Raw genomic sequence first — 15,002 nt, forward strand, 5'->3', positions numbered from 1 at the left:
TCTCGCGGAGTAACTTGCGATGCTGATAATCTTGTTGACTATCAGTCTGACTCCACAAGCACCCACACGAATTGCTTGATTCAGTTGTTAAAGAGCGGCTGGTTAAGATCTTTCGTCTCAACCGAGGAGCGTACTCTACAGCACACATCCCTAAGTAGCAACCTTAAAAGTTTCTGATTTTTTAACAAAATCAATTACTTAGACTAAAAGCAACATCGTGCTGCTCGTTAGCGGGAGGCGAATAGTACAGGATTAAAATACGCGGTCAACCCCCGTCTCAAAATTCTTTTCCTTATAAAGGAGCCTAGGGTGCCACTATGAAAACGCCCAAGGCCTGATGCTAACGTTCAGGCGCTCCACTACCCCAGGCCCCGAACAACCATTCAAGGATGGCCAATAGAACAGCACTGCCCCCGGCAGACGCAATTGTGGCCAGAGCGAACTCATCAGCGCATCCATACCTCTCCTTAATAGAAGGGAACGGTTATGAAAAAGCCCCGCCAGATATTTATCTGAGCGAGGCTTTTTTATACCTGAAGCAATCCGCTTGCACCCACGCTGTACCCATGAGGGTTTACCGGAGGGGTCATGAATTTCTAGAGGCCTTGAGTTATATGGTGTCCCAGGGCAGGTTCGAACTGCCAACCTTCCCCTTAGGAGGGGGATGCTCTATCCAATTGAGCTACTGAGACACAGATCGACCACGAAGAAGCGCGATGCGATGGACGGCGTGCATGGTAACGGGCAGGCCTGCTTTTGTCATGTCGTCCGTTGGGCTTTTTAAGTGTAGGCAGACGCCTCGCAGGAGCGTGGCTTTGTTTACCGTGCAAATTGCATCACCGCAAAAAGCCATCATTGCAAAATGCAATGCAGGCACCTCGATTAAATATCTTAATTCATTGTTTTTAAAGGATTTAATTACCGTTAGACTCTTGGCATGCCGGCTGCTTTAGCTGTTCTCGAAGAACAACGGAGGCCAGCCTCATGAACAGCGCCCTTTTACTCTCGATCGCGATCGCTCTGGCGATTATGTTGGGCTTTCATTTTGTCCCCGAGAGCGGTGTAGATCCGGTTGCTCAACAAATGCCTCATTATCTTCAGGTGCAAAGAGCGCCTCAACTGGCGGTAATGAGCGATCAGCGCAGCTTTGTCAGCCAAGAGGTGAGCCAGGAGGGCATCCTGCTGCCGGCTCAGTCTTCAGAACGTTTGGTATTTTGAATCACCCCATCAGGAGCACCGCATGTCCAAATCAGCCGCAGGGTTTTTCATCCTCGCCTTACTGAGCGGCATTCTTCATCTATCAGTGGTCCAGGATACGGTCCTCACCCTGCCTTTGATCGCCAGCGGTGTGTTCGGTGCGCTGTTTGTGCTGGCGCTGATTGCCGGGCGCAAGATCAAGTTCGATCCGGTACTGCGTTAATCCTCAACAGGTCCAGCAAATTGGCAACTGTGGTGGACAGTTCGCCTGAATTGTCGAGTCGATGGATCTGCGTGTCACCGATTGAACCCGCGGCCGTGAATAACCCATTGCGATGCAGCCTTGCTTCAATCTCAGCAAAACTCTCGCGACCACGGCGCAGCAGGCGCTCTCGCAGAACTTCATCCTTGACCGTCAAAAGAACCGGCAACAGTGCTGGATACCTGTGCAGCGCTTCAGCCAGATGGCCGCGAGAACCGTTGACCAAGACATGCCGACCGTCATTGAGCCATTGATCTATTTCGATCGGAATACCGTAATCCAGGCCATTGGCGTTCCAGCACAGCGCGAAATCGCCCTGGACTCTGTGTTGCTCGAACTCTTCCCGCGAAACGCCAATCGCATCTTCGCCCACTGATTCGGCCGAACGCGTGATGACCCGACGCACCACTTCGCAATTGAGCGTCTGCAACGGCACTCGAGCGGCTTCGATAAGGCTGTCCTTGCCGGACCCAGAAGGCCCCATCAAGTAAATCAGCCTGCCATCCATCTTGAAATCACCTCGCACTGCACGTCTTCCCCTAGTAAATCGGCCAATTGCCACTATCCTGTACAAGTAAGGAACACTGATCGAATCTGCACAGCATGCGCCTTCAGGCGTCCCAGGGCATCACCTGCCGGGCAAGAGGAGGCGGTCAGCAATACGGACCTGGACAAGCTTTTCAAACCAGTCCGCATTTCTGATAATTGGTGCTGGCATAACGCCTTTATCCAGTTCAATATTTGTCACAGAATTGACGCCAATGAACTGGCTGCTTTGAGGCATGATGCGAGCCTCTATCAATTCAGGTTGAACATTTGGCCAGACCGCTTGTCCTATCAGACATCCTGCGGCCAATCCCGAGAACCGCTCCCCTGAACTAACCGGTTAAATATATGCGCCCATTGAAACAGGCAATTTATTCCAGCCGTACGGCTGACAAGTTCGTCGTACGTCTGCCAGACGGAATGCGTGAACGCATTGCCGAGGTGGCTCGCAATCATCATCGCAGCATGAACTCCGAAATCATCGCGCGCCTCGAGCAGAGCCTTATTCAGGAAGGCGCGCTGGGCGAAGAATTGAGCATGCGCCTGGACAGCCCGGAGCTGTCATTACACGAACGCGAACTACTGCAACGCTTCCGCCAACTCTCCCACCGTCAGCAGAACGCTCTTGTTTCGCTGATTGCGCATGATGCCGAAATGGCCGCAGACGCTTCCTGATTTCATCCGAAAGTTCAAGCCAGCTTAATCGCTGGCTTTTTTTTGCCTGAAATTCGGGCATAAAAAAACCCGCCGATTGATTGGCGGGTTTTTAATGTCGGTAAGTCAGAGCAGGAAGATCGTTGCCAGCCCAAGAAAGATGAAGAACCCGCCGCTGTCCGTCATGGCGGTGATCATCACGCTGGCGCCCATCGCAGGATCGCGCCCAAGCCGCGCCAGGGTCATGGGAATCAACACCCCCGCCAATGCCGCCAGCAACAGGTTGAGCGTCATGGCAGCGGTCATCACTACCCCCAGAGACCAACTGCCATATAGCAGATAGGCGACGACACCGATTACACCACCCCAGACCAGGCCATTGATCAAGCCTACCGCCAATTCCTTGCGCATCAGGCGCGAAGTATTGCCGGTGCTGACCTGATCCAGCGCCATGGCCCGAACGATCATGGTGATCGTCTGGTTACCCGAGTTACCACCGATACCCGCCACGATTGGCATCAGTGCCGCCAACGCCACCAATTTCTCGATGGAGCCTTCGAAAAGACCAATCACCCGGGATGCGATGAATGCGGTGATCAGGTTAACTGCCAGCCAGGCCCAACGGTTACGCAGGGATTTCCAGACTGACGCAAAAATATCTTCCTCTTCACGCAGACCCGCCATGTTGAGAACTTCGTTTTCGCTCTCTTCACGAATCAGGTCGACCATTTCATCGATGGTCAGACGGCCGATCAGCTTGCCGTTCTTATCGACCACAGGCGCCGAGATCAAGTCGTAACGTTCGAACGCCTGAGCAGCGTCATAGGCGTCTTCATCCGGATGAAAACTCACCGGGTCGCTGGCCATGACTTCCGAAACCTGTTTTTCCGGGTCGTTGACCAGCAAACGCTTGATCGGCAACACACCCTTGAGCACGCCGTCGTAATCGACCACGAACAGTTTGTCCGTGTGGCTAGGCAACTCCTTGAGGCGCCGCAGGTAACGCAAAACCACTTCGAGACTGACGTCCTCACGGATCGTCACCATCTCGAAGTCCATCAGCGCACCGACCTGCTCCTCGTCGTAGGACAACGCAGAGCGGACGCGCTCACGCTGTTGACCGTCGAGGGTTTCCATCAGCTCGTGGACGACGTCTCGCGGCAGCTCGGAGGCCAGGTCAGCAAGTTCGTCGGCGTCCATGTCCTTGGCTGCAGCCAAGAGCTCGTGATCGTCCATGTCGGCGATCAGCGTTTCACGAACCGAATCGGATACTTCGAGCAGAATGTCGCCGTCGCGATCGGCCTTGACCAATTGCCAGAGCGTCAGACGATCGCCCAGCGGCAAGGCTTCAAGGATGTAGGCGACGTCGGCGGAGTGCAGATCATCGAGCTTGCGTTGCAACTCGACGAGGTTTTGCCGGTGAACCAGGTTCTCGACCCGGTCGTGATGCGGACCTTCCTGGCGGTGAGTCAGGTCTTCGACCACCCGCTGACGTTGCAGCAGCTCAACAACTTGAGCGAGGCGGTCCTGCAAGCTTTCCTGCGTTTTCTTTACTTCAACTTCAGACATAGGCGAACTCCACTCCCAGCAGCGGGGCACGCCGGAAGGATCAATCAGTCAATTCATGATTGGAAAAACGGGGTACTGAGTAACTACTGGGTAAGTCCATGGAGGTATTCCACAAGCCCCGGCGGGGCTGACGGGCGCAATGATACACCGCCCGACGGTTTTAAACGTTAAAAAATCGTGGCTGAAACAAGCGCTTGCAAGACAAACCTGAGCACCGCCCTGATCCATGAAACTGCGACGACTCATCCTGAAAAGAAAACACACCACGGCCGAAAAATGTAACGACTACCCTTCAGATGGACCGTCATGGAGGACGTTTGATGCCATCGAATGCACATTGTTTTTTGTTGATCACCCTGCTCTGCCCGTCGCCCTGGGCGCTTGCGACGACCGTTCACCGCTGTGAGGCGGCCGATGGGCGCACTACCTTCACTACGTTGAGTTGTGCGGCCGGAGACAGCCTTTCGCTTCAGGATGTCCGCACCTTCACCCCGGGCAGCACGACCGCTCTCATGCCAGAAGCCGAGAATCGCGAAACATCGGGTATGAAAATCAAAAGGAGAGATCCGACTGTCGTCGGCAAGACCGAGGACAAATGTGGAAACCTGATCAGCGCCAAAGAACGCCGCGAAGCGATCATCAATCAGCGGGTTGTTGCCGGCATGAGTCAACAGGATGTCGAGAGCGCCCTTGGCAAGCCAGACAAGATCAATATTCGCAATTCGGCCACGAGCTACCGTTACGACACCAAGCGAGGTCGTAGCGCACACGTTGAATTCGATGAGAGAGGATGCACCAAAGGAAAAGCCAAATCCCAGACGGCAAAAAGCCCGCGTTAAACGCGGGCTTTTTGTTGTTTGGTGCACTCGACAGGATTCGAACCTGTGACCGCTCGGTTCGTAGCCGAGTACTCTATCCAGCTGAGCTACGAGTGCATTTGTGTTTTTATACCAGATCACAACTGGTTGAAGCCAAGTCATTCACATTACTGCAGATGACTCTTAAATGGTGCACTCGACAGGATTCGAACCTGTGACCGCTCGGTTCGTAGCCGAGTACTCTATCCAGCTGAGCTACGAGTGCATTTGTTGCCGCGCATTATAGGCCGTCTAATCTCTATGTCAAACACTTTTTCTAGTAATTTCAACAACTTACCGAAGAAGCCAGATTACAACGTACTACGCAAATAATGGCGGAGAACGGGGGATTCGAACCCCCGACACCCTTTTGAGGTGTACTCCCTTAGCAGGGGAGCGCCTTCGGCCACTCGGCCAGCTCTCCGCAACACGGGGCGTATATTAACCAGCTTCTTCCCCGTTTGCAAACATAAAAAACGATAAAAATTAATGGCTTGGTTCTTCGTCCTTCTCTTTCTTTATACGCAGGTAAATTTCCTCACGGTGGACCGCAACCTCTTTCGGGGCGTTGACACCGATACGCACTTGATTTCCTTTGACGCCGAGCACGGTCACGGTGATTTCGCCATCACCAATAATCAGGCTTTCTGCGCACCGACGAGTCAGAATCAGCATACCTTTCTCCTCACGCATTTCATTTCAGGGACAACAGTCTGCAAAAAAAAGGCACTCGACCTACAACCGGAGCGATCGCAGCCCTACATGCCTGAGTATTGACTAGCGCGAGCAAAAGAACAGCCTCAGGTCGCACCATTCAAAAAAACAAAAGGGCGCGGTCAGACCGCGCCCTTCGGCAAACGCATCACTCGCCCTGACGGACCGGTGCGTCCAGTTCGAAAGCCGTGTGCAGAGCGCGCACAGCCAGTTCCAGGTACTTCTCTTCGATCACTACGGAGACTTTGATTTCCGAAGTCGAGATCATCTGGATGTTGATGCTTTCTTTCGCCAACGATTCGAACATGCGGCTGGCCACGCCTGCGTGGGAGCGCATGCCGACACCGACGATCGACACCTTGGCAATCTTGATGTCGCCAACGACTTCACGGGCACCGATCTCGCGAGCGGTGTTTTCCAGCACGGTTTGCGCGGCCTGGAAGTCATTGCGATGCACGGTGAAGGTGAAGTCGGTGGTGTTATCGTGCGCAACGTTCTGCACGATCATGTCAACTTCGATGTTCGCGGCGCTGATAGGGCCGAGAATCTTGAATGCAACGCCCGGGGTGTCTGGCACGCCACGGATGGTCAGCTTGGCTTCATCGCGGTTGAAAGCGATGCCGGAAATGATCGGCTGTTCCATGGTTTCCTCTTCATCAATAGTAATGAGGGTGCCCGGACCCTCCTTGAAGCTGTGCAGTACGCGCAGCGGAACGTTGTACTTGCCGGCGAATTCCACCGCACGGATCTGCAACACCTTGGAACCGAGGCTGGCCATTTCCAGCATCTCTTCGAAGGTAATCTTGTCCAGGCGCTGAGCCACGGACACCACTCGCGGGTCGGTGGTGTAGACGCCATCGACATCGGTGTAGATCTGGCATTCATCAGCCTTCAGGGCTGCTGCCAGCGCCACGCCGGTGGTATCGGAACCGCCACGACCGAGGGTGGTGATGTTGCCGTGCTCGTCGACGCCCTGGAAGCCGGCGACAACAACCACACGACCGGCCTTCAGGTCGCCACGAATCTTCTGGTCATCAATCTGCAAGATACGCGCTTTATTGTGCGCACTGTCCGTCAGAATCCGCACCTGGTTGCCGGTGTAGGACACCGCTGGCACGCCACGCTTGATCAGCGCCATGGCCAACAGTGCAATCGTCACCTGCTCACCGGTGGAGACGATCACGTCCAGTTCACGAGGAACTGGCTGACCGTCGCCACTGATTTTCTTGGCCAGATCGATCAGACGGTTGGTTTCGCCGCTCATTGCAGACAGCACAACCACCAGGTCATCGCCGGCTTCGCGGAATTTCTTAACCTTGTCGGCGACCTGCTCGATTCTCTCGACAGTGCCGACCGAGGTGCCTCCAAATTTCTGTACGATCAAAGCCATTTCAAAGCCGCCTCTGCCCATGAAGGGCGCCCAAATAATCACTCAAACAGCGTTCGGGCCCGCCACTAGACTGCGGGCCGGACACACACTGCCTTATAAACCCTGCTCTACAAATGGAACAGTCAGGGCCAATGCCGCATCCAGTGCGCCAGCGTCAGTACCACCGCCTTGCGCCATGTCTGGACGACCACCGCCCTTCCCGCCCACTGCCGCAGCGGCTTGCTTCATCAAATCACCGGCTTTGAGTTGGCCAGTCAGGTCTTTGGTTACGCCTGCAACCAGAACGACCTTTTCCTCATGGACACTGCCGAGCAGGATCACTGCGCGGCCGAGTTTGTTTTTCAGTTGATCGACCAGCGCCAGCAGCGCCTTGCCGTCCTGACCGTCCAGACGCACAGCCAGCACCTTCACGCCTTTGACATCCAGGGCAGAAGCCGACAGATCGTCGCCCGCCGCGCTGGCAGCCTTGGCCTGCAACTGCTCGAGTTGCTTCTCCAGCAGACGGTTGCGCTCCAGCACAGCCGACAGCTTGTCGATCAGGTTGTCGCGGCTACCCTTTACCAGGTTGGCCGCTTCCTTGAGTTGTTCTTCAGCAGCGTTCAAGTATGCCAGCGCCGCGGCGCCGGTGACCGCTTCGATACGACGCACGCCGGAAGCCACACCGCCTTCGCTGATAATCTTCAGCAGGCCGATGTCGCCGGTACGGTTGGCGTGGATACCGCCGCACAGTTCGACGGAGAAATCACCGCCCATGCTCAGTACGCGCACGCTGTCGCCGTATTTTTCGCCGAACAGCGCCATGGCGCCCTTCTGCTTGGCGGTTTCGATATCAGTTTCTTCGGTTTCAACTTCGGAGTTCTTGCGAATCTCGGCGTTGACGATGTCTTCCAGCGCCTTCAACTGCTCAGGCTTGATGGCTTCGAAGTGGCTGAAGTCAAAGCGCAGGCGCTGACTGTCGACCAACGAGCCTTTCTGCTGAACGTGGTCGCCCAGCACCTGGCGCAATGCGGCGTGCAGCAAGTGAGTTGCCGAGTGGTTCAGCGAAGTCGCGTGACGCACTTCGGCATCAACATGAGTTTCTACCGGCGCGCCGATGGTCAGGCTGCCCGACGCCAGCACGCCGTGGTGCAAGAAGGCGCCACCGGTTTTGGTGGTGTCGCGTACGTCAAAGCGCGCGTTGCCGACCTGAAGGAAACCGCAGTCGCCAATCTGACCGCCGGATTCAGCGTAGAACGGCGTCTGGTTCAGTACGACCACACCCTCTTCGCCTTCACTGAGCACGTCGACCGACTGGCCATCTTTATAGAGACCAACAACTTTCGCCGAACCTTTAGTCGCTTCATAGCCGGTGAATTCGGTGGCCACATCAACCTTGACCAGGCTGTTGTAGTCCATGCCGAAGGAGCTGGCGGAACGGGCACGGACGCGCTGGGCTTCCATTTCGCGCTCGAAGCCTTCTTCGTCGATGGTCAGGCTGCGTTCGCGAGCGATGTCGCCGGTCAGGTCCATCGGGAAACCGTAGGTGTCGTAGAGTTTGAACACTACGTCGCCCGGCACCACGTCGCCTTTGAGTTCGGCCAGATCCTGCTCGAGGATTTTCAGGCCCTGCTCCAGGGTCTTGGCGAACTGCTCTTCTTCAGCTTTCAGTACGCGCTCGATGTGCGCTTGCTGGGATTTCAGCTCAGGGAAGGCTTCGCCCATCTCGGCGACCAGTGCCGCAACGATCTGGTAGAAGAAGCTGCCCTTGGCGCCCAGCTTGTTGCCGTGACGGCAGGCGCGACGAATGATCCGGCGCAGCACGTAGCCGCGGCCTTCGTTGGACGGCAGCACGCCGTCGGCAATCAGGAAACCGCACGAACGAATGTGGTCGGCGACGACTTTCAGCGAAGCCTGAGCGTCGTTGGTGCAACCGATGGCCTTGGCCGATGCAATCAGCAGGCTCTGGAACAGGTCGATTTCATAGTTCGAGTGAACGTGCTGCAGCACGGCACTGATCCGCTCCAGGCCCATGCCGGTATCGACCGACGGCGCTGGCAACGGGTGCAACACGCCATCGGCGGTGCGGTTGAACTGCATGAACACGTTGTTCCAGATTTCAATGTAACGGTCACCGTCTTCTTCCGGCGAACCCGGAGGGCCGCCCCAGATGTCGGCGCCGTGATCGTAGAAAATCTCGGTGCAAGGACCGCACGGGCCGGTATCGCCCATGGTCCAGAAGTTGTCGGACGCGTACGGCGCGCCTTTGTTGTCGCCGATACGAACCATGCGCTCGGCCGGAACACCGATTTCCTTGGTCCAGATGTCGTACGCCTCGTCATCGCTGGCGTAGACGGTGACCCAGAGCTTTTCTTTCGGCAGGTTCAGCCACTTGTCGGACGTCAGGAAGTTCCAGGCGTAGGTGATCGCATCGCGCTTGAAGTAATCACCGAAGCTGAAGTTACCCAGCATTTCGAAGAATGTGTGGTGACGGGCGGTATAACCGACGTTTTCCAGGTCGTTGTGCTTGCCGCCGGCGCGCACGCATTTCTGGCTGCTGACCGCGCGGGTGTACGCGCGCTTTTCCTGGCCCAGGAAACAGTCCTTGAACTGGTTCATCCCCGCGTTAGTGAACAGCAGGGTTGGGTCGTTGCCCGGAATCAAAGAGCTGGAGGCTACACGGGTGTGGCCTTGCTCTTCGAAGAAGCGAAGGAAGGCTTCACGGATTTCTGCGCTTTTCATTAGGTTCTTCCACGGAGGCTGCGGCCAAAGGCCTGTGCGAAACGTCAACAGACGAAGCGACGGCAAAGGGCCGCATTATATCGGCCCTGCGCGCGGGGTACAGCGTGTTTATACGATAGAAACGGTCAATTGGACCGCTAACGCTATCAGTTGCGCGAAAACTCGACGAATGTCGCGACGACCTGCTCGATTTGAGCGCGGCTGACGTCCATGTGCGTGACCATGCGCAGACGTCCGGCAGCGCTCAGCTTGATCCCGCGTTCGGCGGCAAACGCCTTGATGGCCTCGGCCTTGTCGCCCATCTGCACGTAAACCATGTTGGTCTGCACCGGCTCGACCTCATAACCCGCGGCTCGCAAGCCTTCGGCCAGCAACTGGGCATTGGCGTGGTCGTCAGCCAGGCGCTGAACATGGTTATCAAGTGCGTACAAACCTGCTGCCGCCAGGATCCCGGCCTGGCGCATGCCGCCGCCGACCATCTTGCGCAGGCGTCGCGCCTTAGCGATCAATTCGACCGAGCCACACAACACCGAACCGATCGGCGCGCCCAGGCCTTTGGACAGGCAGACCGATACGGAATCAAAGTGCTGAGTAATCTCCCGGGCATCGACACCCAATTTGACCGCCGCGTTGTACAGCCGCGCGCCGTCCAGGTGCAGCTGCACCCCCTGTTCACGGGTAAAGCTTCGAGCCCGCGCCAGATACTCCAGCGGCAAAACCTTGCCCTGCATGGTGTTTTCCAGCGCCAGCAAACGGGTGCGGGCGAAGTGGAAGTCATCCGGTTTGATCGCCGCCGCGACGTGCGCCAGGTCCAGCGAGCCGTCGGCCTGCACTTCCAGCGGTTGAGGCTGGATCGAACCGAGCACGGCCGCGCCGCCACCTTCGTACTTATAGGTGTGAGCCTGCTGGCCGACGATGTATTCGTCACCGCGTTCGCAGTGGGCCATCAAGCCCAGCAGATTGCTCATGGTGCCCGTCGGAACAAACAGCGCCGCAGCAAAGCCCAACTGATTCGCAAGCTCAGCTTCCAGACGATTAACCGTCGGATCTTCGCCGTAAACGTCATCGCCGGTGGCTGCTGTGGCCATCGCGTCGAGCATCCCTGCGGTCGGTTGGGTGACGGTGTCGCTGCGAAGATCAATAACGCTCATGAATCTGGCCTCGGTAAGCAGGGAAAATCCCTTTCAGTCAGGAATTACTGCGGTCATGCAGACGAATAATCAACCCTTGAGCAGGAAAAGGCTTCCTGAACCGACGAAAAAGTCGATAGCAATCATCAAATAGCAGCAATGCACAGGTGAGAAATATGTGTTAAAAACGCTTCGCCGCCAAACAATCTGGCGGCAAAACGTTCTCAGGGCGGGGTGCAACTCCCCACCGGCGGTAATTGCGCGCAATGCGCATAGCCCGCGAGCGCTTGGCGACAGGCACGGCAATGGCTGTGATGGCGACAAGGTCAGCAGACCCGGTGTGATCCCGGGGCCGACGGTCATAGTCCGGATGAAGAGAGAACGGGATTGGCGCCGCCTAGGCTCTGTACCAAAGCGCCGTCCGTAGGCATTTGTGCCCGCGTACCCTTAAATCCCATTCGATTCATATGCCCTGTTTTTTACATAAACAGGAGTCAGAACATGCAACCCACCGCAATCGATAGCAAAAGCAAAAACCATCAGGGCGAGCGCGTAGCGTTCATCCAGGCCTGCTGGCACAAGGAAATCGTCGATCAGAGCCGTAAGGGCTTTGTGGCCGAAATGATTGCTCAGGGTTATCAGGAATCGGAAATCGATTTCTTCGAAGTCGGCGGCGCCTTTGAAATTCCGCTGCACGCCAAGCTGCTGGCAAAATCCGGTCGTTATGCCGGCATTGTCGCGGCGGGCCTGGTGGTCGACGGCGGGATCTACCGCCACGAATTCGTCGCCCAGTCGGTGATCAGCGGCTTGATGCAAGTTCAGCTGGAAACCGAAGTACCGGTGTTCTCGGTAGTCCTGACCCCGCACCACTTCCATGCAGGTGAAGAACATCAGAAGTTCTTCTTCGAACACTTTGTGCATAAAGGCCAGGAAGCGGCGAAGACGTGCGCGGATACGTTGCACAAGATGCGTGCGCTGCGTCGTAGCGAGCCACGTGCGGTAGCCGTCTAAAACACCTCTGGCCTGAGTGAAGTCTCTGGCTTCACTCAAATCAATGTGGGAGCGGGCTTGCTCGCGAAAGCGGTTTAACATTCAACGCATTTGTTGACTGTCAGTCCGCTTTCGCGAGCAAGCCCGCTCCCACATTTGTTATGCGTTGCTCTCAGGCGAGGTTTTCGTCGGTAGTCGGCACAATCAGGATGCCGGCGCGCAGGCCGTTCTTGACCTTGGGGTTCGGGAAGATGATCCGGGCACCCTCCTCCTCAATGATCCACCGGGTCTGGGCAATGTCTTCGGCCAGCAGGTAACCCACTTCCAACTCCGAAAAGTTCTCGATGTCCGCTGGCAGGTTCAAGCGGAAGCTATCGCTGTGCTTGATGATTTCTCGCGCCACGCTAAACAGCTGCAAACCGTCCAGCGCCTCTTCGGTCTGGGCCGGCTCGCTGCCTTCGATAATCTGTTTGAGGCGAGTTTCCAATAGATCGACGTTGACCCCATCGTTCTGCCCGAATGGTCGCGCCTTACCCAACTCGAGGGTAAAGGACTCCGCACCGAGCTTGTCGTAGGTATAGGAGCTGAAAACGATGGACGGCTTGTTTTGCAGTAACACTGCTTCCATGCCGGCAGCGCGCAAGCGCGCCAGTTCCAGGCGTGAATGCTGACGGCCTTCTTTCCAGGGATACAGCGCGAACTGTTCGATTTTCGAACCGCGAATCGCGGTGTGAAGGTCGTAGTGCAGACGGTTGCGATCCGGCAGGCTGAAGAAACTCGCCGCCAGCCGCTCCAGTTCACACGCGCGCAGGGCTTCGGAGCCGCTGCTTTGTTCGTGACGGCCGTTGAACAGCCGATTGACGTCCTGCTCGATGAAACGCTCGCCTTTGCGAATCGCTTCCGGGTTGCCGAACAAGAACAGAATACGTGCGCGCGGCTTGAGATCGCCACGGGCAATGTCGTGCAACAGACGATCGAGCAACTCGATCGGCGCTGTTTCGTTGCCGTGGATGCCGGCCGATAGCAGCAGGTCCAGGCCGTTGTCGCGGGCTTCAGGTGGCCGGACTTCCAGCGCACCTTCGCTCAACCAGCGCATGCGCACGCCTTCGACAGTCAGTTGAGTCTTCTCCGCCGGTTCGCGGCCGGCGAGGGTCAGTTCAAGCAGTTTGCCGAGGGCGAGCATAGAGCGGTTTCCTTAGTGGTCGTGTGCGCAATCCGGGCCGTGCACGTGGTCTTCGTCACCGACTTCAGCCGGTTCCATTTCCAGTTGCAGACTTACCAGATTAGTCGCCAATGGGCGCAGCAGCAGGTTTGCGTATTCAGCGTCACCTTCTTCGACGTCCACGCCGATCAGCAATTGGCCACGGCCGTCCTGCTGGATCCACAGCTCTTTGCCTTGCCACATGACCGCGACGCGGGTGCAGGAAGTTTCCAGTTGCGTGCCGTCGGTGTCTTCAAGGATCAGCTGCAGGGTATCGCTCATGTTTTTACGCTCTCGACGTTCAATTGATCTGGAATGGATAAACCGCGCCCAGTTTAAGGATTTGCGTCAGTTCATCCAGTGCCGTCCGGCACTCAAGCAGCAATTGCGGGTCCGCGAGATCGTTTTCGGTCATGCGGTCGCGGTAGTGCTTGTCGACCCATTCGGTCAGCGTGCCGTACAACGGTGCCGTCATGATAACCCCTGGGTTGACGGCCGCCAGTTCGGTTTCGTTGAGCGCGACGCGCAGTCGCAGGCAAGCCGGGCCGCCGCCGTTCTGCATGCTCTGCTTCAAATCGAACACTTTCACTTCGCGGATCAGGCCGCCGGAGCTGGTCAAACCTTGCAGGTACTGCCAGACACGTTCGTTGCCACGGCATTCTTCCGGCACGATCAACAGCATCGAGCCGTCAGGACGCGACAGCAGTTGGCTATTGAACAGGTAGGAACGAACGGCGTCTTCCACGGTGACCGCGGAACGCGGTACGCAGATCGACTGAAATTTCCCACCGACTTTGGCGAGTTTGCTCTGCAATTCGGCCAGCATCTGCTCGGTCTCGAGGAACGCGTCCTCGTGATAGAACAGCACCTCGCCATTACCCACCGCGATCACATCGTTGTGGAACACGCCCTGATCGATCACCGAAGGGTTCTGCTGAGCGTAGACCACGCCGTCATCGCTCAAACCGTGCAGGCGGGCAACCGCCTGGGAGGCTTCGAGCGTCTGACGGGCCGGGTATTTCTGCGGTGCCGGGTAACGGGTGTCGAACGCGCTGCGACCGAACACGAAGAACTCGACGCCCGCTTCGCCATATTCACGGCAGAAACGGGTGTGGTTGGCTGCGCCTTCGTCCCCGAACTGCGCCACGGCCGGCAATGCAGTGTGGTGAGCGAAGTGTTTCTGGTCAGCGAACATCGCCCCCAGCACGCGACTGGTGGTCGGGTGTTCAATGCTGCGGTGATATTTGCAGTTCAGGTTGGCTGCGGTGAAATGCACACGGCCATCCGCAGTGTCGGCGCTAGGGCTGACGGTGGCGGCGTTGGCCACCCACATGCTCGACGCCGAGCAACTGGCGACCAGCAACGGCATCGCATCTTTAGCCGCCTGCTCGATCACCTGAGCGTCGGTGCCGCCGAAACCCAAGCGACGCAGGGCTGCCACGTCCGGGCGTTCCTGTGGTGCCAGCACGCCCTGTTGAAAGCCCATTTCCATCAGCGATTTCATTTTCGCCAGGCCTTGCAGCGCGGCTTCCTTCGGGTTCGAAGACTGCTGGCTGTTGCTCTGGGACGCGACGTTGCCGTAGGACAAACCGCCGTAGTTATGGGTCGGCCCCACTAGACCGTCAAAATTGACTTCATAGGATTTCATCAGCGAGGCTCCACGAGAATCTGTTGTTATAGACATCTGGTAACTGTTCTTTGAGACCGAGGCGCGGCCTTCGCGAGCAAGCCCGCTCCCACATTGGAATGCATTTCCCTGTGGGAGCGGGCTTGC

15 protein-coding genes, 4 tRNA genes and 1 riboswitch are annotated in these 15,002 nt (G+C 56.9%); of the genes, 5 read left to right on the forward strand and 14 right to left on the reverse strand.

The window, feature by feature from the left end; translation table 11 throughout:
• Window positions 1-615: 615 nt before the first annotated feature.
• A tRNA-Arg gene (locus ASC74_RS11070) sits at window positions 616-692 on the reverse strand.
• Between the two features lie 292 nt (window positions 693-984).
• Here ASC74_RS11070 and ASC74_RS11075 point away from each other — a divergent pair.
• Complete coding sequence (locus tag ASC74_RS11075) at window positions 985-1,218, forward strand: hypothetical protein (protein WP_056741413.1); 234 nt, start codon at window positions 985-987, stop codon at window positions 1,216-1,218.
• Between the two features lie 22 nt (window positions 1,219-1,240).
• The gene (locus ASC74_RS11080) at window positions 1,241-1,420 is read left to right on the forward strand and encodes a PA3371 family protein (RefSeq protein ID WP_056741414.1); all 180 of its coding nucleotides are present in this window, start codon (window positions 1,241-1,243) and stop codon (window positions 1,418-1,420) included.
• On the opposite strand, the gene phnN is transcribed toward ASC74_RS11080, so the two are convergent.
• Together phnN and ASC74_RS32060 are read right to left on the reverse strand one after the other, a co-directional pair.
• Window positions 1,395-1,967, reverse strand: coding sequence for a phosphonate metabolism protein/1,5-bisphosphokinase (PRPP-forming) PhnN (gene phnN, locus ASC74_RS11085; protein WP_056741415.1), 573 nt, complete (start codon window positions 1,965-1,967; stop codon window positions 1,395-1,397). The genes ASC74_RS11080 and phnN overlap by 26 nt on opposite strands.
• A gap of 120 nt (window positions 1,968-2,087) precedes the next feature.
• Window positions 2,088-2,243, reverse strand: coding sequence for a hypothetical protein (locus ASC74_RS32060; RefSeq protein WP_236713269.1), 156 nt, complete (start codon window positions 2,241-2,243; stop codon window positions 2,088-2,090).
• A gap of 110 nt (window positions 2,244-2,353) precedes the next feature.
• Here ASC74_RS32060 and ASC74_RS11090 point away from each other — a divergent pair, with 110 nt between their 5' ends.
• Window positions 2,354-2,680, forward strand: coding sequence for an Arc family DNA-binding protein (locus ASC74_RS11090; RefSeq protein ID WP_003178899.1), 327 nt, complete (start codon window positions 2,354-2,356; stop codon window positions 2,678-2,680).
• Between the two features lie 105 nt (window positions 2,681-2,785).
• Here ASC74_RS11090 and mgtE read toward each other — a convergent pair whose 3' ends face one another.
• Window positions 2,786-4,228: a magnesium transporter gene (mgtE, locus tag ASC74_RS11095; RefSeq protein ID WP_056741416.1), complete on the reverse strand. Its 1,443-nt coding sequence runs from the start codon at window positions 4,226-4,228 to the stop codon at window positions 2,786-2,788.
• A gap of 320 nt (window positions 4,229-4,548) precedes the next feature.
• Here mgtE and ASC74_RS11100 point away from each other — a divergent pair, with 320 nt between their 5' ends.
• Window positions 4,549-5,067 (forward strand): hypothetical protein, encoded by a 519-nt coding sequence (locus ASC74_RS11100; protein WP_056741417.1) that lies wholly within the window; start codon window positions 4,549-4,551, stop codon window positions 5,065-5,067.
• Window positions 5,068-5,086: 19 nt separating this feature from the next.
• Here ASC74_RS11100 and ASC74_RS11105 read toward each other — a convergent pair.
• From ASC74_RS11105 to ltaE, 7 genes are all read right to left on the reverse strand, one after another.
• Window positions 5,087-5,163, reverse strand: a tRNA-Arg gene (locus tag ASC74_RS11105).
• 71 nt (window positions 5,164-5,234) lie between these two features.
• Window positions 5,235-5,311 (reverse strand) — tRNA-Arg (locus ASC74_RS11110).
• Window positions 5,312-5,418: 107 nt separating this feature from the next.
• A tRNA-Ser gene (locus ASC74_RS11115) sits at window positions 5,419-5,509 on the reverse strand.
• Window positions 5,510-5,571: 62 nt separating this feature from the next.
• On the reverse strand, window positions 5,572-5,760 hold the full coding sequence (csrA, locus tag ASC74_RS11120; protein WP_002554426.1) for a carbon storage regulator CsrA: 189 nt from the start codon (window positions 5,758-5,760) through the stop codon (window positions 5,572-5,574).
• 187 nt (window positions 5,761-5,947) lie between these two features.
• Window positions 5,948-7,189 carry an aspartate kinase gene (locus ASC74_RS11125; protein WP_046045479.1) on the reverse strand — a complete coding sequence of 414 codons (1,242 nt, stop codon included), beginning with the start codon at window positions 7,187-7,189 and terminating at the stop codon, window positions 5,948-5,950.
• A gap of 93 nt (window positions 7,190-7,282) precedes the next feature.
• Entirely contained in the window at window positions 7,283-9,907 is a 2,625-nt protein-coding gene (alaS, locus tag ASC74_RS11130; RefSeq protein ID WP_056741418.1) for an alanine--tRNA ligase, read from the reverse strand.
• A 146-nt stretch (window positions 9,908-10,053) separates the two neighbouring features.
• Complete coding sequence (ltaE, locus tag ASC74_RS11135) at window positions 10,054-11,058, reverse strand: low-specificity L-threonine aldolase (protein ID WP_056741419.1); 1,005 nt, start codon at window positions 11,056-11,058, stop codon at window positions 10,054-10,056.
• 195 nt (window positions 11,059-11,253) lie between these two features.
• A riboswitch (FMN riboswitch) is annotated at window positions 11,254-11,424 on the forward strand.
• A 114-nt stretch (window positions 11,425-11,538) separates the two neighbouring features.
• Here ltaE and ASC74_RS11140 point away from each other — a divergent pair.
• Window positions 11,539-12,048, forward strand: a complete 510-nt coding sequence (locus tag ASC74_RS11140) for a 6,7-dimethyl-8-ribityllumazine synthase (protein WP_007943897.1) — start codon at window positions 11,539-11,541, stop codon at window positions 12,046-12,048.
• 151 nt (window positions 12,049-12,199) lie between these two features.
• Here the strand turns inward: ASC74_RS11140 and astE are convergent, their stop codons facing one another.
• Genes astE through astB form a run of 3 tightly spaced genes read right to left on the reverse strand, consistent with a single transcriptional unit; the run spans window position 12,200 to window position 14,876 of the window.
• Window positions 12,200-13,210 carry a succinylglutamate desuccinylase gene (astE, locus tag ASC74_RS11145; protein ID WP_056741420.1) on the reverse strand — a complete coding sequence of 337 codons (1,011 nt, stop codon included), beginning with the start codon at window positions 13,208-13,210 and terminating at the stop codon, window positions 12,200-12,202.
• Between the two features lie 12 nt (window positions 13,211-13,222).
• Window positions 13,223-13,510 (reverse strand): hypothetical protein, encoded by a 288-nt coding sequence (locus tag ASC74_RS11150; protein WP_033056735.1) that lies wholly within the window; start codon window positions 13,508-13,510, stop codon window positions 13,223-13,225.
• A gap of 19 nt (window positions 13,511-13,529) precedes the next feature.
• A complete protein-coding gene (gene astB / locus ASC74_RS11155; RefSeq protein WP_056741421.1) occupies window positions 13,530-14,876 on the reverse strand; it encodes an N-succinylarginine dihydrolase in 1,347 nt (448 codons plus the stop codon).
• Between the last annotated feature and the right edge of the window lie 126 nt (window positions 14,877-15,002).

The organism is Pseudomonas sp. Root329, from assembly GCF_001424925.1.
In the GTDB taxonomy this organism is placed as follows: Bacteria; Pseudomonadota; Gammaproteobacteria; order Pseudomonadales; family Pseudomonadaceae; genus Aquipseudomonas; species Aquipseudomonas arabinosi.